General features: G+C 74.2%; 15 protein-coding genes. 8 read left to right on the forward strand and 7 right to left on the reverse strand.

All coding sequences use genetic code 11. From position 1 onward, the window contains the following. Positions 1 to 38 precede the first annotated feature (38 nt). From CKY47_RS23150 to CKY47_RS23170, 5 genes are all read right to left on the reverse strand, one after another. On the reverse strand, positions 39 to 803 hold the full coding sequence (locus CKY47_RS23150) for an AfsR/SARP family transcriptional regulator (protein WP_306748092.1): 765 nt from the start codon (positions 801 to 803) through the stop codon (positions 39 to 41). Positions 804 to 1,168: 365 nt separating this feature from the next. Continuing rightward, on the reverse strand, positions 1,169 to 1,636 hold the full coding sequence (locus CKY47_RS23155) for a calcium-binding protein (RefSeq protein ID WP_306748093.1): 468 nt from the start codon (positions 1,634 to 1,636) through the stop codon (positions 1,169 to 1,171). 522 nt (positions 1,637 to 2,158) lie between these two features. Beyond that, positions 2,159 to 2,713 carry a hypothetical protein gene (locus CKY47_RS23160; RefSeq protein ID WP_306748095.1) on the reverse strand — a complete coding sequence of 185 codons (555 nt, stop codon included), beginning with the start codon at positions 2,711 to 2,713 and terminating at the stop codon, positions 2,159 to 2,161. 319 nt (positions 2,714 to 3,032) lie between these two features. Beyond that, a complete protein-coding gene (locus tag CKY47_RS23165; RefSeq protein ID WP_306748097.1) occupies positions 3,033 to 3,467 on the reverse strand; it encodes a hypothetical protein in 435 nt (144 codons plus the stop codon). A 606-nt stretch (positions 3,468 to 4,073) separates the two neighbouring features. Beyond that, positions 4,074 to 4,679, reverse strand: coding sequence for a response regulator (locus tag CKY47_RS23170; RefSeq protein ID WP_306748098.1), 606 nt, complete (start codon positions 4,677 to 4,679; stop codon positions 4,074 to 4,076). 195 nt (positions 4,680 to 4,874) lie between these two features. Here CKY47_RS23170 and CKY47_RS23175 point away from each other — a divergent pair, with 195 nt between their 5' ends. From CKY47_RS23175 to CKY47_RS23205, 7 genes are all read left to right on the forward strand, one after another. Continuing rightward, the gene (locus tag CKY47_RS23175; protein WP_306748099.1) at positions 4,875 to 6,146 is read left to right on the forward strand and encodes a serine hydrolase domain-containing protein; all 1,272 of its coding nucleotides are present in this window, start codon (positions 4,875 to 4,877) and stop codon (positions 6,144 to 6,146) included. Between the two features lie 55 nt (positions 6,147 to 6,201). Further along, positions 6,202 to 6,912: a response regulator transcription factor gene (locus tag CKY47_RS23180; RefSeq protein ID WP_306748100.1), complete on the forward strand. Its 711-nt coding sequence runs from the start codon at positions 6,202 to 6,204 to the stop codon at positions 6,910 to 6,912. Next, positions 6,905 to 8,146, forward strand: a complete 1,242-nt coding sequence (locus CKY47_RS23185) for a sensor histidine kinase (protein ID WP_306748101.1) — start codon at positions 6,905 to 6,907, stop codon at positions 8,144 to 8,146. Before CKY47_RS23180 ends, CKY47_RS23185 begins: the two co-directional genes overlap by 8 nt. 585 nt (positions 8,147 to 8,731) lie before the next feature. Further along, positions 8,732 to 9,754, forward strand: a complete 1,023-nt coding sequence (locus CKY47_RS23190; protein WP_306748102.1) for a zinc-dependent alcohol dehydrogenase family protein — start codon at positions 8,732 to 8,734, stop codon at positions 9,752 to 9,754. 76 nt (positions 9,755 to 9,830) lie between these two features. Beyond that, a complete protein-coding gene (locus CKY47_RS23195) occupies positions 9,831 to 9,977 on the forward strand; it encodes a hypothetical protein (RefSeq protein WP_306748103.1) in 147 nt (48 codons plus the stop codon). Positions 9,978 to 10,030: 53 nt separating this feature from the next. After that, the gene (locus CKY47_RS23200) at positions 10,031 to 10,540 is read left to right on the forward strand and encodes a YflT domain-containing protein (protein WP_306748104.1); all 510 of its coding nucleotides are present in this window, start codon (positions 10,031 to 10,033) and stop codon (positions 10,538 to 10,540) included. A 151-nt stretch (positions 10,541 to 10,691) separates the two neighbouring features. Then, positions 10,692 to 17,936 (forward strand): SDR family NAD(P)-dependent oxidoreductase, encoded by a 7,245-nt coding sequence (locus CKY47_RS23205; RefSeq protein WP_306748106.1) that lies wholly within the window; start codon positions 10,692 to 10,694, stop codon positions 17,934 to 17,936. Here the strand turns inward: CKY47_RS23205 and CKY47_RS23210 are convergent. Further along, the gene (locus CKY47_RS23210) at positions 17,909 to 18,586 is read right to left on the reverse strand and encodes a hypothetical protein (protein WP_306748107.1); all 678 of its coding nucleotides are present in this window, start codon (positions 18,584 to 18,586) and stop codon (positions 17,909 to 17,911) included. The genes CKY47_RS23205 and CKY47_RS23210 overlap by 28 nt on opposite strands. Positions 18,587 to 18,690: 104 nt before the next feature. Here CKY47_RS23210 and CKY47_RS23215 point away from each other — a divergent pair, with 104 nt between their 5' ends. Beyond that, positions 18,691 to 20,298 carry an aldehyde dehydrogenase family protein gene (locus CKY47_RS23215; protein WP_306748109.1) on the forward strand — a complete coding sequence of 536 codons (1,608 nt, stop codon included), beginning with the start codon at positions 18,691 to 18,693 and terminating at the stop codon, positions 20,296 to 20,298. A 109-nt stretch (positions 20,299 to 20,407) separates the two neighbouring features. On the opposite strand, the gene CKY47_RS23220 is transcribed toward CKY47_RS23215, so the two are convergent. Next, positions 20,408 to 20,707, reverse strand: coding sequence for a hypothetical protein (locus CKY47_RS23220; protein ID WP_306748110.1), 300 nt, complete (start codon positions 20,705 to 20,707; stop codon positions 20,408 to 20,410). Positions 20,708 to 20,792: the final 85 nt, after the last annotated feature.

Below are 20,792 nucleotides of genomic sequence, written 5' to 3' on the forward strand. Positions count from 1 at the left end.
GGGTCGAGGAACCCGGAGGAGTGCCGACTCGCCGCCGTTCACCCGCGCTGCGGCCCCGCACGGCCTTCGACCAGGTCCCGGAGCCCCGGAGTGGGCACCAGGCCCAGGTCCGCGCGCAGGAGGCGGCTGAACCGCTCGAACGCGTGCACCGCCTCCGACTGGTTGCCCTCGGCCAGGTGGACGCGGATGAGGGCGGCCTGGGCGCTCTCCCGAAGCGGGTCGGCCCGGGCGACCACCCCCGCTGCCGCCGTGGCGTCACCGAACCGCCTCGCCTCGACCAGGCCGTCCACCACCGCCTCCAACGCGTGGAGCCGGAGTTGGCGCCAGTCCTCGGCCTCGATCAGGACCCAGTCGTCGTACCAGAGCGGCAGCAGTTCCGACGACAGGGTCGCGACCGCCGCCACGCCCAGGTCCGCCGCGGCGTGCGGACCGGCGTCGAGCAGGCGGTGGGCGAGTGCCTGGGCGTCGTGCAGGTCGACCGGGACACCGGGCGCGAGTTCCAGGCTGGACGGGGTGACCAGCAGTGCCTCCCGGCAGGTGCGGTTCATCCGGGTCAGCGCGGACCGCAGTGCCGCGTAGGCGTGGCCCTCGGTCGCACCCGCCCACAGGGAACTCGCCACGAGCAGTCGCCCCACCGGTCGGTGACGCATCGCCATGAACGCCAGCAGCCGCTCCGCTCCTCCGGAAGCGGGGACGGCGCCGGTTCCCCCCGTGAGCCGGAACCCGTCGAGGAGCGCGACGCGCAAACCCCCCTGGTCCCCGTGGGGCGTCGAGCGCACCTCCGGCACCGCGAGCAGGGTCACGGCACCGATGTCGTTTCGTGAAGATCCGGAAGAATGATCACGGAAAGCACTTCGGCCTCGTCGAGCATTTATTGTGCCGACTCGCGTGTCCTGTCGTAATCGGTGCCGGTTGTGGCCGGACCGTCGACCGGACTCCTGTCGCTCACGCTACCAGTGCGCGGTCGGGGTGAAAGGCCGTCGGGCGGGAGGATTCCCGTCACCGCGAATTCGTGTGAATCCTCCGCGTGCGTTCGGGGTGGAGGGCTGTTCAAACCACTCGTTCGGTTCACGCTCGAATGAGCCCGACAGGCAGGACGACCCGGCCCCGCGAGGGGACCGGGTCGTCCTGTCCCACGCGTGCCGGGTCGTCGCGGTGGTGCGCGGTCCTACGACTCGCAGCCGCTGCGCAGGTCCGGGGGCACGCCGACGGGGCCGCAGGAGTCGGTGTTGCCGCCGCCGTTGAGCGTGTCCTGGGCGAGGTCGGTCCCGGGCCCCCTGAGCGTGTCGTTGCCCGCGGAGCCGTTCAGCGTGTCCGTGCCGAGGTCGCCGTTGAGGATGTCGTCGCCCACCCCGCCGGTGAGCGTGTCGTCGCCGGCGTCGCCGTTGATCGTGTCGTTGTAGGCGGTGCCGGTGATGGTGTCGTTGCCGCCGTTGCCGTGGACGGTCTTGCCGGGGTTCGCGCTGGTGCAGTCGATCGTGTCGTTCCCACCGGACCCGAACACCGCGGTGTCCGTCTGGGTCACGTTGGGGCCGATGGTGCACGGAACCGCTGCCGAGGCGCTGCCGGCCCCCGCGAAACCGCCCATGACCATGATGCCCGCGGCCAGGATCGGGTAGATCTTTCGACTTCGCACTTGGTCCTCCGCTTCGTCACCGGGAATTCGGATGACCCACACCGTGTTCCGCCCGGCGTCACCGGCGCGTGACGTTGCCCGGACATCGGCCGGCCATGTGCGGCCGTCTTTCGCCGACCCCTCGGGTGTACCGCCATACGGGCTGCTGTGCTGTCCCCCGATTCGCTGAAGGTGTAAGTTGGGAATCGTTACCCCGGACCCCGGTGGCGCGACACCTCCCATTGATCACGGAGGTGGATCGCAAGCCGGGGTCTTTTGCGCGGATCCACACCACCGGTTCGTTCGAATCGCACGGGTGCGCGGACGTCGTCCGCATCTTCTCCGCACCGGTGTGCCACGCGGGCCACCCTCCATCGTGCTCCAGGAAATGACATCTTCATGCGCCGTACCCGTACGATCGTCCAATCCTGTTAGTAGCTGTTTCCGAGCTATTGGGGTTGGGTGAGTCGGCGGCTGGTGATGCGGATCATGGCCCAGCGGACCAGGGGTCTCGTGGTGGCGGGGCGGCTTGAGGGGCGGGGCTCAGAGTGAGGTGATCTCCAGGGTGACGAGGGAGTAGATGCCGGGGACCGTTCCCAGGCCGATCGTGCACAGCAGCACGTCGGCGCTTGGACCGGTGTTCGTCTGGACGACGGTGCTGCCGGTGAACAGGCCGGAGGTGACCGTGCCGGTGAAGGTGACCACCAGGGCGGCACCGGCGACGGTGGCGGTGCGGTTGGCGGAGATGGTCGAGGTCTGCCCCGTGTTCCAGGTGATGGTGAAGGTGGAGGAGCCGGTGTCCAGCAGGTCCAGGCAGGTCTGTTCCGGGTCGTTGGTGATGCGGGCGCGGGAGCCCGAGGTGATGGCCGGGTTGCTCAGCGACACGCAGGGCCCGTACTGCGTCGAGGAGCTGATGGTGACGGCCTGCGGGGTCGTGGTCAGCGGCGGGGTGTAGGTGATGGTCTCGCTGCTGGGCGGGGTGCAGGTCACGTCCAGCACTCCGGCCGAGGCCGTCCCGGCCGGGCCCAGCACGAGCAGCGCCAAGGTGCACACGGCCGTGGTCAGGACGGCTGTGGCGGTGCGTGACGACTTGATCATCATCGCTCTCCATCCGGGCGGCGCCCGACACCCCCTGTGGGCGCGAGCACACGCCAAGTACCCAGGATGACCCCGCCCGGACGGCCCTCGACAGGACCGGACGGGCGACCACGCACAGACGCCCGGCCCCCTCGTCGCCACCGCCGTGCGGCACCGAACACCGTCGACTCCGGCTGGACGGGACAGGCACCTCACCAGCCCCGACAAGTACCTCCGGACACCGAAACCACCACCGACAACCAACCCCGGACACCGACAGCCTTCAGCCCGACAGGACAAGGGCTTACCTGCTCAAGCTCGGAAAACAGCTACTTAGGCGTCACCGGCGTGGCGGGGGCCTGGTCGCCCTCCCCCCGGTGGCGCAGGCCATCACCATTCCCGTGGCGTGCAGTGCGAACGCCTTGGTCGCGGCGGTCAGCCTGGCCAATTCCACGCCTGCGTCGGACACCCTCGTCCTGACCGGGGGCTGCACGTACCGCATGACCGCCGCCCACGGCGGCGCGTCGAACGCGCTGCCGGTGATCACCACCCCGGTCGAGATGATCGGCCCGGCCACCGTCACCAACGCCTCGCTGCTGGGGCTGGGGCTGGGGCTGTTCCGGATCGCCGAGGTCGGCCCGACGGGCAGCCTCACCCTGACCACAGGCGTGGCGTTCACCCGGGGCAACGTCCTGGGCGACGGCGGCGGCATCCACAACGGCCTGCGCGGCACGCTGACCGTCACCGGCGTCACCGGCAGCCCCCTGTTCGTCACCGGCAACAGCGCCGGCCGCGGCGGAGGCATCTCCGCGATCGACTCCACCGCCACGACCCTGACCCGGACCGTCGTGACGAACGACCACGCGCTGCCGGCCCTGGGCAACGCCGGTGGGGTCTACCGCCGAGGCGGCACCATGACCACCACCAACGCCCCCATCACCGCCAACAGCGCCAACAACTGCGTCAGCAGCGTCCCTCCGTCCCCGACTGCACCGGCTGACCACCCCGCCGGGCGCCCGCCCGCCGATCCGACGACCCACCGGGGAAGCACCTCACGGGAATCGTCATCGTCGGGCGGGCGACTCGGTCCGCCGGCGTCCGACGCTCGAAGCCGACCGGCACGACCTCCGCCGAGCACCGCCGGCGGGGTCGTGCCACACCCCTTGTCCCACAACCGTTGCCGAGGACGTGCGAACGACCGGTCCTCCGTGCCGTCGACCACGAGCCGCGTGCCAGGACGGGAGGGTACCTGTCCCGAACGCGCCACTCCGCCGGCCGCCCGCCCGGCTCGAACGCCTGCGCGACCTCGCCGGTGGCGGTGCTGGGGAGCCCCGCCGTGCCCTGTGGCTGAACCCCGCGGTCCGTCGTCGAGCCGCCGACGTCATCGCGGGAGGTCGGGCGTGCTCGTGGAGGGTTCGATCTCGCCCCCGGTGCCGCCGGCGGCGAGCCGGCGGTGCCGTGTGACGTCGTGGTCGAGTTGCCGGGCCAGGCGGGGGACGCTGGTCGAGGTCAGGTAACCGTCCGCGCCGGCGTCGAGCATACGCCGGACCGGCCCGCCGTAGCCGACGTCGAGGCCGTCGTCCTCGACCTCGGTGACGATGACGCGGGCCTTCGGGAACAGCGCCCGGAGCTGCCCGATCAGCTGAGGGCTGCTCGGTGGCACGAGCAGCACGTCGGCCGTGGACGGCGCCGCGTGCAGGTCGAGCACGATGTAGTCCCCGCCGAGCGCGGCGGACAGCGACGCCCGGGCCGAGCTCGACAGCTTCATCGCGGTGGCGACCACGGTCACGTCGTGCACCGACGGCGCCCACCCGGCGTCCTCCCGCGGTGCGCCGGTCCCGCCGTCGGTGCGCGAGACCTCCGCGAGCGGTGCGCCGTCCCGCGTGACGACCAGTCCTTCCCCCGGCCCGAGGGCGTCGATGAGGGCGACGACGTCCTCGGGCAGGCGCGTCACGTCGATGTGCCGTGCGCCGGTGGGGGTCGTCACGGAAACCGATCTTTCCACACCGGGAGCGGTGCGACGTGGAACTCCCGGTACCGGGTCCGGTGTACCGCGGGCGTATCGGGAGCCGCATACGCCACCGCAACGGTCTCCTGCCTTCAGTGGGAGGCGTGCACCACCGCGGCGAGTGCGCGCGTGGTGGTGCACGGTCGGTTCGTCGATCGGGAAAGGACCGTGATCATGAATTCGGAATCCGCACGTGGGGTCGACCGGCGGAGGCTGCTCGGGTGGGGCGGGTTGGCCGCCGCCGGTGTGGCGGTGGGCGCGCCGCTGCCGGCTGCCGGGTCCGGCCACGCCGCGCCCGAGCGGTCCGGGCCCGAGCGCTTCGGGCACGACCGCATCCCGCCGGACACCCGGCCCGGCGGGGCCTACGACCGGTACGTCGCGGAGTTGGCGGCGCAGGGCAGGTTCTCCGGCGTGGTGATGCTGTCGCACCGGGGGCGGACGGTGCTGTCCCGCAGTTACGGCATGGCGGACAGGGAGAAGGGCGTCCGCAACCACGAGGGCGTCGCGGTCAACCTCTCCTCGGCGAGCCAGCCGTTCCTGGCGGTGGCCGTCCTCCAGTTGGTCCAGCAGGGCAGGGTGGCCTTGTCGGACACGGTCGGCACGCACCTGACGGGCTTCGCCGAGGAGGTCGCCGAGCAGGTGACCATCCACCACCTGCTCACCGGCACCTCCGGGCTGGACGCCCCGATGCCGGACTGGCACCGCGTCTTCCACAGCAGGGAGGAGGTGCGCGAGCACCAGCGGCAGTGGGCCCGGCAGGCCGAACCGGTGGCGGTCCCGGGCTCGAACGACAGCGACAACGGCCACCGTCCCGGCGCGGGCGCCGGCCTGGCCATCGCCGCGCAGGTCGTGGAGGCCGTGTCCGGCACGACGTTCTGGGACTACGTGCACGAGCACGTCTTCGCACGCTGCGGCATGACCGGCTCGGCGTTCTACACCAGGGAGCAGTGGCTCACCGACGAGCACATCGCGCACTCGTACATGCTCCAGGACGACGGCAGCGCGGTGGACGCCGTCCGCAACCTCGACAAGGGCACCGCCAACCCGTACATACCGGGCAGGAACCCGGCCCGCGGCTTCATCGGCCACGCCTCGGGCGACGCCTTCGCCACCGCGCCGGACCTGGTCCGGTTCGCGAACGCGCTGCGCGACGGCACGGTGCTCTCCCGCCCCTTCGTCGACCTGTTCGCCGGTCCCAAGCTCCCCGGCCACGACTCCACGTCGTACAAGGCGTACACGATGCCGATCTCGATCGTCGGCGGGCAGTGGGTGATCGGGCGCGGCGGCGTCGCCGGCGGCAGCGCCGCCAACTGGAGCATCTACCCGGACACCGGGTGGGTCGGCGTCGTCCTCTGCAACACCGACGACGTGCCGTTCCCGGAGATCTGCATCCAGGAGACCAAGGCCGTCACCGGTGTGACCCTCGACCCGCCGGGTGGCGGCTGAGGCGCGGTCCGGTTCGCATATGCCGGCGATATGCCGTGCCGCCTAGGCTTCGCGCGTGCGCGTGCTGATCGTGGAGGACGAGCCGTACCTGGCCGAAGCCGTCCGTGACGGGCTGCGGCTGGAGGCGATCGCCGCCGACATCGCCGGCGACGGCGACTCCGCCTTGGAACTGCTCGGCGTCAACTCCTACGACCTCGCGATCCTCGACCGCGACATCCCCGGACCCTCCGGCGACGAGGTCGCACGGCACATCGTCGCCTCCGGCAGCGGCATCCCCATCCTCATGCTCACCGCCGCCGACCGGATCGACGACAAGGCCTCCGGGTTCGGGCTCGGCGCCGACGACTACCTCACGAAGCCCTTCGAACTCCGCGAACTCGTGCTCAGGCTCAGGGCCCTCGACCGCAGGCGCGCGCACCACAGGCCGCCCGTGCGGGAGATCGCGGGCCTGCGGCTCGACCCGTTCCGCCGCGAGGTCCACCGCGACGGGCGCTACGTCGCGCTCACCCGCAAGCAGTTCGCCGTGCTCGAAGTCCTCGTCGCCGCCGAAGGAGGTGTCGTCAGCGCCGAAGAACTGCTCGAACGGGCCTGGGACGAGAACGCGGACCCGTTCACCAACGCCGTGCGCATCACCGTCTCCGCCCTGCGGAAACGCCTCGGCGAACCCTGGGTCATCGCCACCGCGCCCGGCGTCGGCTACCGGATCGACACCACCGCCGACGCCGGACGCGGGGAAGCGGCCAGCAGGGGAGCGGACCGTGGGTAGGCGGCCCGGCCCGAGCGTCCGCCTCAAGCTCACCCTCAGCTACGCCGGGTTCCTCATGCTCGCGGGCGCGCTGCTGCTGGCGGCGGTGTGGCTGTTCCTCCTGAGGGGCGGGCCCGGCAGTTCGTTCGTCCCCACCTTCGACGACCTCCGGCTCCTCCTCACCCCCGGGAACTTCGGCCCGCGCATCTTCGGCCCGGCGGCGACCGCGGTGCTGGCGTTCCTGCTGGTGTTCGGACTCGTGGGCGGGTGGCTCCTCGCCGGCCACATGCTCGCCCCGCTGACCCGCATCGCGGACGCCGCCCGCAAGGCCGGGAACGGGTCGCTCTCCCACCGGGTCCGGCTACCGGGCCGCGGGGACGAGTTCCGCGAACTCGCCGACGCCTTCGACACCATGCTCGCCCGGCTCGAAGCGCACGTCGGCGAACAGCGGAGGTTCGCCGCGAACGCCTCCCACGAGCTGCGCACCCCGCTGGCGATCTCGCAGGCACTCCTCGACGTCGCGCGCGACGACCCCGAGGGGGACCGGCCCGAACTCGTCGAACGCCTCCGCGCCGTCAACGCGCGGGCCATCGACCTCACCGAGGCGCTCCTGCTGCTCAGCCGCAGCGACCGCGGGAGCTTCACCCGCGAGCCCGTCGACCTCTCCCTCGCCGCCGAAGAGGCCGCCGAGGCGCTGCTGCCCCTCGCCGAGCGGCGCGGGGTCGTCCTCGACGTCACCGGCGGGCCGGCGCCGACCGTCGGCTCCGGGGCGCTCCTGCTGCGGATGGTGGCCAACCTCGTCCAGAACGCCGTCGTCCACAACCTCCCCGCCGGCGGCACCGCGACGGTCCACACCGAGTCGCGGCACGACGCGAGCGTGCTGCGGGTCGAGAGCACGGGCCCCCCGCTCCCGCCGGAACTGGTGCCGACCCTCACCGAACCCTTCCAACGCGGAGCGGAGCGCGCCCGCGCCGACGGGCACGTCGGCGCCGGCCTCGGACTGGCCATCGTGCGCAGCATCGTCCGGGCTCACGACGGGACCCTCGACCTCGCCCCCCGTCCCGGCGGCGGTCTCCTCGTCACGGTCCGACTCCCCGGCGCCCGGCGGGCGGGGCGCGACGGTGGTCCCGCGGCCGGGTGGGCGGAGCAGGTCGCCGTGGACGGCCGTGCGGGCGCGCCCACCTCGTGGGCGGCGGCCCAGGATGCGAGCAGGCGCAGCGCCCCCTCGGACGGCGAGCCCGGTTCGGCGGCGTAGAAGGCGCGGGCGAGCCGGTCGGCGGCCGGCAGTCCATGCGGCCGTCGCGCACGAACGCGGGCCCGTCGGTCACCGCGTCGAGGGTCCACTGCAGGCCGTGGTGGGTGGTCCGCTGCTTCGTCCTGGTCCGGCGCGGTCGCACGAGGGCGCTCGTGCCGTCGGCGGCCCGGGCGAGGTCGAACAGGTGCGTCCGCTCGGCGTCGTCGAGGCGCGGCGCGGGCGCCGCGTTCGAGCTCGGAGTGGTACTCGACGCTCACGCCGGCCGGCGCGGCGACCCCGGTGCGGCGCAGGCCCGGCACGCGGCGGTCGGTCCCGGCGGGCAGCCCGGCCTGCCGCGGGGTGGTCCGGGCCCTGCGCGAGACGAGGAACTCGCGGACCTCCCGGCGATCGTCCACGTCACCACGTGGGCCCCGCCCCGATCGGGGCCCTGTCGGTACACCCTTTCGAGGAGAACTCCCTGGTCGACGGCATCGGTGCCGTCCTGGGCACGGGACACCGGACGACCCGACCCCGAACGCGGGTTTAGCCGGCGCCCCCCATGGAACGTCATGGACGACCACTTCCGGACGACGAAGGAGATCCACCGTGCGTGGTGTCGTGCTGCACGCCCCCGGCGACGTCAGGGTGGAGGACCGCGAGGAGCCGCGGATCACCGCCCCGACGGACGCGGTCATCCGGCTGACCGCGACGTGCGTCTGCGGATCGGACCTGTGGCCCTACCGGGGGGTCGAGGAGGTCGACGGGCCCGCTCCCATGGGGCACGAGTACGTCGGCGTCGTCGAGGAGGTCGGCGGCGACGTGCGGGACGTGCGACCGGGGCAGTTCGTCGTCGGGTCGTTCTTCGCCTCGGACAACACCTGCGAGATCTGCCGGGCGGGCTACCAGAGCTCCTGCCTGCACCGGGTGCCCGTGGGCTCCCTCGGCGCCCAGGCGCAGCACCTGCGGGTCCCCCTGGCCGACGGCACCCTGGTCGCCACCCCCGGGGTGCCCGACGACGACCTGGTGCCGTCGCTGCTGGCCGCCTCCGACGTGCTCGGCACGGGCTGGTTCGCCGCGGTCGCCGCCGAGGCCGGTCCCGGCAGGACCGTGGCGGTGGTCGGCGACGGCGCGGTGGGCCTGCTCGGCGTGCTCGCCGCGAAGCAGCTCGGCGCGGAGCGGATCATCGCGATGAGCCGCCACGAGTCCCGGCAGCGGCTCGCCCGGGAGTTCGGGGCCACCGACGTCGTCACCGAGCGCGGCGACGAGGGCGTGGCGCGGGTCAAGGACCTCACCGGCGGGCTCGGCGCGCACTCGGTCATCGAGGCCGTCGGCACGCAGGAGTCGATGATGCAGGCCATCCGCTCCACCCGGCCCGGCGGGCACGTCGGCTACGTCGGCGTCACCCACGACGTCGCCCTGCCCGGCATGGAGCTGTTCTCCTCCCACGTCCACCTGCACGGCGGCCCCGCGCCCGTGCGCCGGTTCCTGCCCGAACTGGTCGACCTGGTCCTGGACCGGCGGATCGACCCCGGGAAGGTCTTCGACCTCACCCTCCCGCTCGACCGGGCCGCCGAGGGCTACGCGGCGATGGACGAGCGCCGCGCCGTCAAGACCCTGCTCACCCCGTGACCGTCGCGACCGGCGGCACCGCCCGCGCCGGCGGGCGGGCACTCGCGGTCACCTGCGACGTCACCCGGGTGATGACGTGCGGGCGGCCCTGAGCACCACGATCGACGCGTTCGGACGCCTGGACGTCGCGTTCGACGACGCGGCCGTGCTGTGGCTGTGCTCCGGCGACACCGCCTTCACCGTCGGTCACGCCATGGTCGTCGACGGCGGCCGGACCGCCTGAGCAGGGAAGCCGAGGAGGAGCGAGAACGCGGACGAGGAGAGGAGGTGGGTGCGGTGACTCGACCGCAGCACGAATCCGGCGCGGGGCGGGCGCGGCAGGCCGCCGGCCAGGTGGTGGTGGGTTCCTACGAGACCTACGCGGAGGCCGAACGGGCCGTGGACCACCTGTCGGACAACCGGTTCCCGGTGGAGCGGGCGGCCATCGTGGGACGCGGGCTGAACAGCGTCGAGCAGGTCGCGGGCCGGCTGACCACATGGGGCGCGGCGGCGCGCTCGGCGGTGTCCGGCGCGGTGCCGGGAGCGCTGTTCGGGTGGTTGTTCGGGTTGTTCGACTGGGTCGACCCGCTGATCGCGGGCTGCTGCCGGCGCTGCACGGCGCGATCTTCGGCGCGGTCCTGGGCGGCCTGCTCGGACTGCTCGGGCACGCCACGACCGGCGGCAGGCGTGACTCCTCCTCGGCCGCGGGGATGCGCGGACAGCTACGACGTGCTGGTCGCCGACGGCGCCGCGCAACTGCCGGAGGCGGCCGGGGCCCCTGGTCGCGGGCGATCGGCCGGCATCTGACCGGCACCGTCGCGGACGCGCCGGTCGACTGACCGCCCGCGGACGGGTGTCCTGCGCCGGCACGCCGCAAACCACTCGATGGGTTGATGCTCCGCGCCAGGCACCGTGTCCTGCCGGACGGCGGCCCCGCGGTACCGCACGATCGGCGGTCATGTCGGACAGGATCGCGATCGTGGGCGTGGCATGCCGGTTGCCCGGCGGGGTGACCGACCTCGACGGGCTGTGGTCCGTGCTGGTCGAGGGGCGCGACGTGGTGGGCGACCCGCCCGCGGACCGCTTCGACACGCAGCGCTACCGCGACGCCGACCAGGTGCGGCCGGGCAAGTCCTACACGTTCGCGGGCGGCTACCTCGACGACCTGGCCGGCTTCGACGCGGAGTACTTCGGCATCAGCCCGCGCGAAGCGACCAGCATCGACCCCCAGCAGCGGCTGCTGCTGGAGCTGGGCGTCGAAGCGCTCGACGACGCGGGGATCGACCCGCAGGCGCTGGCGGGCACCGACACCGCCGTGTACGTCGGGGTGTCGGCCATGGACTACGTCGGCCAGAACATCCCCACCCCGCACGCCATCGGCCCGTACACCAACTCCGGCGCGGCGCTGTGCAACACGGCGAACCGGCTGTCGCACCACCTCGACGTGCACGGTCCCAGCCTGAAGGTCGACACCGCCTGCGCGTCGTCGTTGAACGCCGTGCACCTGGCGTGCGAGCACCTGCGGCACGGCGGCGGCCGTGTCGCGCTGGCGGCCGGGGTCAACGTGCTGCTCAGCCCCTTGACGTTCGTCGGCTTCGCCAAGGCGGGCTTCCTCTCGCCGACCGGGCACTGCCGCCCGTTCTCCGCCGGGGCCGACGGCTACGCCCGGTCCGAGGGCGGCGGCGTGCTGGTCCTCAAGCGCCTGGCCGACGCGCTGGCCGACGGCGACCGGGTGCACGCCGTCATCGCGGGCTCGGGCACGAACAGCGACGGCCGCACCGCCGGGCTGGTGCTGCCCAGCGGCGAGAGCCAGGAGGCGCTGCTGCGCGAGGTGTACGCCCGCTCCGGGCTCGACCCGGACGACCTCGCCTACCTGGAGGCGCACGGCACCGGCACGCCGATCGGCGACCCGATCGAGGCCGGGGCGATCGGAGCCGCGCTCGGCGTCCGCCGCACCGGCGCGCCGCTGCCCATCGGCTCGGTCAAGGCCAACCTCGGCCACCTCGAACCCGCCTCCGGCATGGCGGGGTTGTGCAAGGCGGTCCTGGTGCTCCGGCACGGTCTGATCCCGCCGACGCCGCACGCGAGCCCGCGCAGCACCGACATCGACTTCGACGGCCTGCGGCTCGCACCCGTCGAGGAGGCCCGGCCCCTCGGGGGCGGGCTGGTCGGCGTCAACTCCTTCGGCTTCGGCGGCACCAACGTGCACGTCGTGCTGGCCGCACCGCCCCCGGCGGACCCGCCGAGCCCCCCGCCCGCCGCCGAGGTGCCGCTGGTGGTGTCCGCGCGGACCGGGGCCGGGCTCGCCGAGGCGGTGGCGGACATGCGCGAACGACTCGTGGACTGCCCGGACTTCCACGACCTCGCCTACACCTCCAGCCTGCGCCGCGGCCGGCGCGAGCACCGGCGGGCGGTGCTCGCCGCCAACGCCGAGGAGGCGCGGGAACGCCTCGCCCTGCCGGCGCCCCCGCAGCGCGGCACCGCGCGCGGACGGGTCGCGTTCGCCTTCTCCGGGCACGGCGCGCAGTGGCACGGCATGGGGGTCGACCTGCTCGACGCGGAGCCGGTGTTCGCGAAGGTCGTGGCGGAGGTCGACGCGGCGCTGCACCCCCGGGTCGGCTGGCGCGTCGCCGACGAGCTGCGGGCGGCGGAGTCCCGGCTGCACGACACCGAGGTGGTGCAGCCCGTCCTGTTCGCGGTGCAGGCGGGCGTCGCGGCCGTCCTCGCCGATCGCGGCCTGCGGCCGGAGGCGGTGTGCGGGCACAGCGTCGGGGAGGTCGCCGCCGCCCTCGTCGCCGGGGTGTACGACCTGGACCAGGCGGTGGAGCTGGTGGTGGCCCGCAGCCGCGCACAGGCCCGCACCGCCGGGACCGGCGCCATGGCGGTGGTCAACCTCGGCCCGGAGGAGGTCGGGCGGTCGCTGGAGCGCTTCGCCGGCCGCGTGGAGGTCGCCGGGGTCAACAGCGCGCACGACGTGACGGTCGCCGGCCCGCGCGAAGACCTGCGCGAGTTGGTCGCGTCGTTGGCCGAACGGGACGTGTTCGCCCGCCTGCTCGACCTCGACTACCCGTTCCACAGCGCCGCGATGGACCCGGTGCGCGTGCCGCTGACCGAGGCGCTGGCCGGACTGGCGCCCCGGGCGGCGTCCCCCGGGTTCGTCTCCGCGGTCACCGGCGCGCCGCTCGCCGGCGAACTGCTCGACGCGGACTACTGGTGGCGCAACGTGCGCGAGCCGGTGCGGTTCGCCGCCGCCGTCGACCACCTCGTCGCCGCCGGGTTCGACACGATCGTCGAGGTCGGACCGCGGCCGGTGCTCCAGACCTACCTCAAGCGGGCGGCCGGCGAGGACGTCCTCGCGGTGCTGCCCACCCTCACCAGGTACGACCCCGGCCCGCGGGCGCTGCGCGCGACCGTGGAAGCGGCGCTGGCCGCGGGCGCCCCGTCGCGCGCGGAGCGGTACTTCCCCCGACGCGGCCGGGTCGTGGCACTGCCCGCCCACCCGTGGCGGCGCGAACGGTTCTGGCTGGGCGACAAGCACGCCTGGGGCGGCCAGACCGGGCCCGCCGACCACGTGCTGCTCGGCGACCGCGCCGCCGTGTCGGACCCGACCTGGCAGTCGACGGTCGACCCCGCGCGGCTGCCGTGGTTGACCGGGCACAAAGCGGGCGGAACGCCCATCATGCCCGCCGCCGGCTACCTGGAGATGGGGTGGGCCGCCGGGCGGCTCGCGCTGGACGGCCCGGTGGAGGTGTGCGAACTGCACATCACCAGGCCCATGGCCGCCCCCGACGACGAGGTCGTGCCGCCCCGCCTCCAGGTCTCGCTGTCCGCCGAGGACGGCGTTTTCCGGGTGGCCACCTCCACCGGCGGCACCGCGTCGTGGCAGACCCACGCGCGGGGCCGCGTGCGCCGCCGGGTGGGCACCGCCCCGCCACCGGTCGACCTCGCCGCGCTGCGGGAGGGGTTCGCCGCGCGCGGCGAGCACGTCGACCGCCGCGAGTTCTACGCCGAGGGCGAGCGGCTGGGCCTCGACTACGGACCGGACTTCCTGGTGATCACCCGCGCGTGGGTGGACGGCGCGGAGGTGCTGGCCGACTACGACTGCTCCCACCTCGACACCACCGGGTTCCACGCCCACCCGGCGTGGACCGACGCCGCGCCGCAGGCCGCGATCCTGCTGGGGCGCGTGCTGGCCGAGCGCGCCACCGGCGAGGACTCCTACCTGCCGGTCGCGATCGGCGCCGCCCGGCTGTGGGGCACACCCGCGCCCACCGGCGCGGTGCGCTTCCGCTGCCGCTCGCTCACGGATTCCTGGGCCCGCGCGGACATCGTCCTCACCGACGCCGACGGCGCCGTCCTGCTGGAACTGCTGGACTGCCGGTTCGTCCGGGTGCCCGTGCCGAACCGGCGGGCCGTCCGGCGCCAGGTCGTCGAGCTGCGCGCCGCGCCGCGCGGGCTCCCGCCCGGCGTCGGGGTCGCGTGCGCCCCGCCCCGGATCGACGTGCGCCCGGACCCGGGGCACCGGGAGTTCGGGCGGCGGCGCTCGGCGGTGACCGCCGCGTTCACCGCGCGGGCCCTCACCGACCTCCTCGGCGGCGCCGAGGTGTTCTTCACCGACGACCTGCTCGCCGCCGGGGTGCTGCCCGGGTTCACCCGCCTGCTCGACCTGCTGCTCGACATCGCCGCCGAGCACGGGTGGGTGGAGTGGCTGGGCGAGTTCCAGGGCCGCGCGCGCCGGCGGCTGCGGCAGGGCGAGGAGGCCCCGTTCCGGGAGCTGGTCGAGGACTTCCCCGAGCACACCCCCGACCTGGTCCTGTTCGGCCGCTGCGGCCTGCACCTGGCCGAACTGCTCCGGGGGGAGCGGGACGTGCTGGACGTCCTGCTCCCGGCGCACGCGAGCGACACCCTCGCCCACTACCACGAGCTGCTGCCGACCTCGCGCCCGTTCGCCCGGGCGGCGGCCGAGGTGGTGCGGGCACTCGCCGACGCGTGGCCCGCCGACCGCCCGCTGCGCGTCCTGGAGGTCGGCGGCGGCACCGGCGCGCTGACCGCGGCGGTGCTGCCGGTGCTGCCCCGGGACCGCACGCGGTACGTGTTCACCGACCCCGCGAAGGCCTCCCTCGGACCGGCCGCGACCAGGTTCGCGCAGTACGACTTCGTCGAGTACCGCGCACTCGACCTCGACGACCCCGACCTCGAACCCGGCTCCGTCGACGTCGTCGTCGCCGGGAACGCCCTGCGCACCGCCCGGGACGTGCGCGCCGCGCTCGCCGCGCTGGCGGGGGCGCTCGACGACGGCGGACGCCTGGTGCTCGTCGAGGCGCACGACACGCGGGCGCTCGCGCTGCCGTTCGGCCTGCTGCCGGGCTTCTGGTCGACGACCGACGTCGACCTGCGCCCCGCGTCGCCCCTGCTGCCCGCCGCGAAGTGGCGGGAAGTGCTGGCCGAGCAGGGCTTCACGACCCCCGACACCCTGGCCGAGGACGACGCGCACTCCGTGACGACGGCGACCAGGCCGCCGCGCCCGGCACCGCTGCGCGCGCCCGCGCCGGACGTGCCGGCGGGACGGGTCGTGGTGGTCGCCGAGGACGGGACCGAGACCGGGTTCGCGTCGGCTCTCACGGCGGCGCTGGCCGGCTTCGGCGTCGACGCGGGCTGCCCGGGCGGCGACCCGGCGGGGTGGCTGGACGGCCCGTCGACCGACGTCGTGCTGGTGCTCGCCGAGACCGGGTCGGACGTGGTCGCGGCGACCACCCGGCGATTCGGGCTGATCCGCGCCCTCGCCGCCGCCTCCGCCGCACTGCCCGCCGACGCCAGGGCCGCGTTGTGGCTGGTCGGCAGACCTGCCGGGACCACCCCCGCACCGGACTCGGTCGTCGACCCGGCCGCCGCCGCGGCCTGGGGCGTGGCGCGGACCATCGCCGCCGAGGCCGGCACCCTGGAAGTCCGCCGCGTCTCCTTCCCGAGGGACGTCCCCGTCGACCGGCTGGCCCGCGAGGTGCTCGCCCCGGACGCCGAGGACGAGGTCGTGCTCACCGCGTCGGGCCGGTTCGTGCCCAGGCTGTGCGACCTGGCGCCCCCGCTCGCCGACGAGACCGCGCCGTTCCGGCTCGTCGCCGAGAACACCGGGCCGTCCTACCGGCTGGCGTGGGTGGAGGCCGCCGTGCCGACGCCGGGACCGGAGGAGGTGCTGATCGAGGTCCGCAGCGCGGGCATCAACTACCGGGACGCGCTGCTCGCGGTCGGCATGCTGCCCGCCTGGGTCGTGGAAGGCGGCATGGCGGGCACCAGCCTGGGCGGCGAGTGCGCGGGCGTCGTGGTCGCCGCGGGACCCGGGGCGACCCGGTTCCGCCCGGGCGACCGGGTCGTCGGGTTCGCCGCGGCCTCGCTGGCCTCGCACGTCGTGGCCGACGAGAACTTCATCGCCGCCATCCCGGACGGGGTCGACTTCACCTCGGCCGCCACCACCCCGGTGGCCCCGGTCAGCGCCTACTACGGGCTGTGCCACCTGGCGCGGCTCGGCCCCGGCGAGGTGGTGCTGGTGCACGGCGCCGCGGGCGGGGTCGGACTCGCCGCGCTCCAGTGCGCCCGCGCCGTCGGCGCGACGGTGGTCGCCACCGCGGGCACCGAGGAGAAGCGCGACTTCCTGCGGCTGCTGGGCGTGGAGCACGTCTTCGACTCCCGCAGCCTGACGTTCGTCGCGGACGTGCTGGCCGCCACCGGCGGTGAGGGCGTCGACGTCGTGCTCAACTCGCTGGGCGGCGAGTTCATCTCGCGCAGCCTGGAGTTGCTGCGCTTCGGCGGCAGGTTCGTCGAGCTGGGCAAGCGCGACCTGTACGGCGACCGGAACGTGTCGCTGCGGCCGTTCCGCAACAACATCAGCTACTTCGCCGTCGACATCGACCAGCTCGGCGCGCGCCGCCGCGAGGCCGTCGCGGGCGCGTACGACCGGCTGGTGGGGGAAGCGCAGGTGGGCACCTACCGGGCACTGCCCCACCGGGTGTTCCCCGCCGAGCGGGTCGCCGAGGCGTTCCGCTCGATCCAGCACTCGCGGCACCTCGGCAAGCTCGTCGTCTCCTTCGACCGCAGGCCCCCGGTGGAGCGGAGGACCCCGGCGGCGTTCCGGCCGGACCCGACCGGTACCTACCTCGTGACCGGCGGCGCGGGCGGCTTCGGCGCGGAGGCGGCGCGGTGGCTCGTGGACCGGGGCGCCCGGCACCTCGTGCTGGTGAACCGGCGCGGCGCGGCCGTGCCGGGGGCCGGGGACGTGGTGGCCGACCTGACCGCGCGGGGCGCCGCGGTGTCCGTGCACGCCGTCGACGTCACCGACGAGGCGGCGGTGCGCGCGCTCGTGGCGTCCGTCGACGCCGGCGGGGCGCCGCTGCGCGGGGTCGTGCACGCGGCGATGGTGCTCGACGACGCGCTGGCCGCCGACCTGACGACCGAGCGGTTCGAGGCGGTGCTCGCGCCGAAGGCGGCGGGCGCGGCGGTGCTGGACCGCGTGGTGGGCGGTCGTGAGCTGGACCTGTTCCTGCTGTTCTCGTCGGCGGGGGCCGTGTTCGGCAACGCCGGGCAGGTCGCCTACACCGCGGGCAACCTCTTCCTGGAAGCGCTGGCCCGCGCCCGTCGGGCCCGCGGACTGGCCGGGCAGGCGATCGCGTGGGGTGCGCTGGACGAGGTGGGCTACCTGGCCCGCACCGAGGGCGCGGCCAGGACCGTCACCCGGGCGGGGCTGGCGCTGCTGCCGCTGCGCAAGGTCCGCGAGGCGCTCGACGAGCTGGTCGGCGGACCCGAGGTCTCGCTCGTGTGGAGCCACGACGGGCAGTTCCTGCGCAGGCTCTACCCCCACCTGGCCACACCGCGGCTGGGCGAGCTGACCGAGGGCGGTCAGGCCGACGGGGACGAGGACGACGGGCTGCTCGAACGGCTGAAGGCGGCGTCGGTGGAGGAGGCGATCGCGCTCACCGCCGACGCGATGGTCACGACGCTGTCGGAGATCCTCGCCGTGGCGCCCGAGCGGATCGACCGGAACAAGCCGCTGGACCAGCTCGGCGTGGACTCCCTGATGGGCGCCGAGCTGGTCAGCAGGATGAGGCGCAGGCTGGGGCGCGAGATCCCCGTCATGCGCGTCGTCGCGAGCGGCGGCATCGACGACCTGGCCCGCTCGTTGGTCGCCTACTTCAGGAGCGAGGACGGAGGGTGATCCGCCCCGCGCTCCGGGACGGGCCAGTAGCTGCCCTCACCGGACACGTGCGCGATCACCGTGTCCGTGGTGAAGACCGGCTCACCCAGGACCTCCTGGAACACGTCCAGGGTCTCCTGCGTGGGCCGCACCGGGATGCCGGTCACCCGGACGACGGCGGGCTTGCCCGGGAGGGGCGGCACGGCCGGGACTCCGGGCTCGACCGTGACGCGCCCCTCCGAGACGTCACCGGTCGAGATCGGCGCCCTCGGGTACAGCTGCCCGTCGACCGTGCGCTCGGCGAAGGCGCGCGGGTCGCCGCTGCCGCGGGTGATCCTCTCCAGCACCACCCGGTGCTCGTCGTTCTGCACACCGAAGCCGCCCTCGACCGCGCCCTCCCCGTCGGTGAACGAGCTGTCCACGCGCGCCGAGCGCAGCGGCAGCCGCACGTTGTGGCGGTCCGCGTCGACGATCGCGGCCGGTTCGACGGCGAACGGCGTGCCGCCGAACCGCGCCAGCTGCGCCAGGGCGTCCTCGGTCCAGTCGACCTGGACCCAACCCTCCTCGATGGTGATCAGCGAGCGGCCCTGCGCGGTCGCGTGGGCCTGGAGTTGCCCGAACAGCGGTGCGGCCAGCGCTCCGGCCATGAAAACACGTCGCCTGATGGTCATCCGGTTCTTCCTCGTCGGAGGTCGGGGGTTTTCCCGATGATCGCGCACATCCGCCCGGTCCAGTCCCGGCTACACCCGAAAGTAGGACAGTCCACTTGGTACAGATGACGAGCGCCCGAGCCACCGCACGGGCCTTCCCGCTCTACATCGCCGGCGAACGGGTCGAGACCGACGACCGCGCGTACGGCATGAGCGTGCGCTCGGTGCTGGAGCCGGGCGGCCACGAGGCCGCCGCGCTGCTCCGGCTGCTGCGCGAGGGCACCGAGGAGGAGGTGCACGCGCACCCGCACGTCCTGTGCTCGGTGTCGCTGTCCACACCGGAGCAGGGGGAGGCGGCGCTGGCCGCCGCCGCGGCCGCCGCGCCCCGCTTGCGCGCGACACCGCTCGCCGAGCGGCTGGGCTGCGTGCGGGACCTGCACGCGGCGTTCCTCGCGCACCGCGAGCAGATCGCGCACCTGCTGCGGTTGGAGGGCTGCCCGCGGGTGCTCGTCGAGGCGCAGCTCCTCGCCGTGCTCGACCTGATGCGGCCGGAGTCCCTGGAGATGGCCGCCGACCTGCTCCACCAGGAGTTCACGGCGCCGCGGCACCGGATCGTGCTCCAGCGGCAACCCGACGGCGTGGTGTGCGTCGACCCGCCCGCCAACGCGCCCCTGTACGGCTTGATCGCCATGCTCGTGCTCGTCGCGGGCAACGCCGTCGTGATCCGCGTGCCGCGCAGCTGCGCGACGTCGTTGAGCTACGCCCTGCACGAGGTGATCATCCCGGTGTTCGAGGCGCACGGCACGCCCCCCGGCGCGATCAACGTCCTCTGCGCCGACTTCGAGGTCACCATGCGGCAGTGGCTGGACAGCCCGTCGGTCGACACCGTCTACTACTTCGGCTCCAGCGACTACGGCCTCGCGCTGGAGCGCCGGTGCGTCGAGCGCGGCAAGAAGGCGATCCTCGAACTGTCCGGCAACGACGGCGTGCTGGTCTGGCGGGACGCGCACCTGGAGCACGCGACCGCGGCGCTGCTGGAGTCCTTCTACGCCTCAGGTCAGGCGTGCGTGGCGCCGAAGTACGCGATCGTGCACCCCGACGTCGCCGACGAGCTGTCCGCCCGGCTGGCCGCGGCGGCGTCGGCGTTGCGACCGGGCGACCCGGAGACCTCCGACACGGTGCTCAGCCCGGTGCTGCGGGCGACCGCGTTCCAGCGCACCCTCGACGAGGCGCTGCGCGCGGGCGCCGTGCGGGTCTGCGGTGGCGCGCGGGTCGGGCTGGACGGCGAACCGGACCCGAACGGGCTGTTCATCGAACCCACCGTGCTGAGGGTCGACGGGTTCGAGCGGGCGGAGGCGAACCCGGCGGTGCGCGGCGAGAAGTTCTTCCCGCTGCTCTCGGTCGTCGTGCCCGAGGACGGCCCGGACCTGCTCGACCGCTGCCTGGACTTCCTCGACCGCAACAGGTTCGGCCTGCGGAACTCGCTGTGGGCGGAGGACGCCGTCGTGGTGGAGCGGTTCACGACCGAGTTGAGGAACGGCGGCCTGCTGAAGGTCAACGACTCGCACCTGGCCAACGCCCCGTACCTCCCCGGTCTGGGTGGAACCGGGGACAGCGGTGGCACGCACGGCGAGGCGATGTACCCGATCCTGCGGGCGAGCCGGTTGCAGGCGGTCGCGATCGCGACCACGCGGGTGCACCCGCGCGACGCGCTGCTCGGCCCCGGGGCGTGACGCTCCCGGCGCGCGGAACGGCCGGTCATCCAGGGGTCGCCCCTCCGGCCGGATGACCGGCGACCCCGCGGTCGCCCTCCCGTCGGGACGACGACCCGCGAGGCGCGTCCTAGAAGCGGAACGGGTCGGTCACCGCGTCGGTCGCCTCGGTGAAGGAACCCGTGGCCTCGGTGAAGGTGCCGGACGCGTCGGCGAAGGTGCCGGACGCGTCGGTGAGGGTGCCCGTCGCGTCGGCGAAGGTGCCCGTGACGTCGGACGCGGCGCCGCCGAAGTCCTGGGCGGCGCCCGTGAAGCCCTCCGTCGTCTGCGCGGCGGCGTCGGTCGCGGACTGGGAGACGCCCTCGGCCGCACCCGTGGCGCCCGACACGAACTCGTTGGCCTTGTCGAAGATGGCGTCGAACAGACCCATGGTGTGCACCTCTCGTCGGGAACCTGACAAATCCGACAATACCCGTGCGGTATCCGGGCCGTGGTCACCCGGTCACGGCGAGCGA

Source organism: Saccharothrix longispora (assembly GCF_030852425.1).
In the GTDB taxonomy this organism is placed as follows: domain Bacteria; phylum Actinomycetota; class Actinomycetes; order Mycobacteriales; family Pseudonocardiaceae; genus Actinosynnema; species Actinosynnema longispora.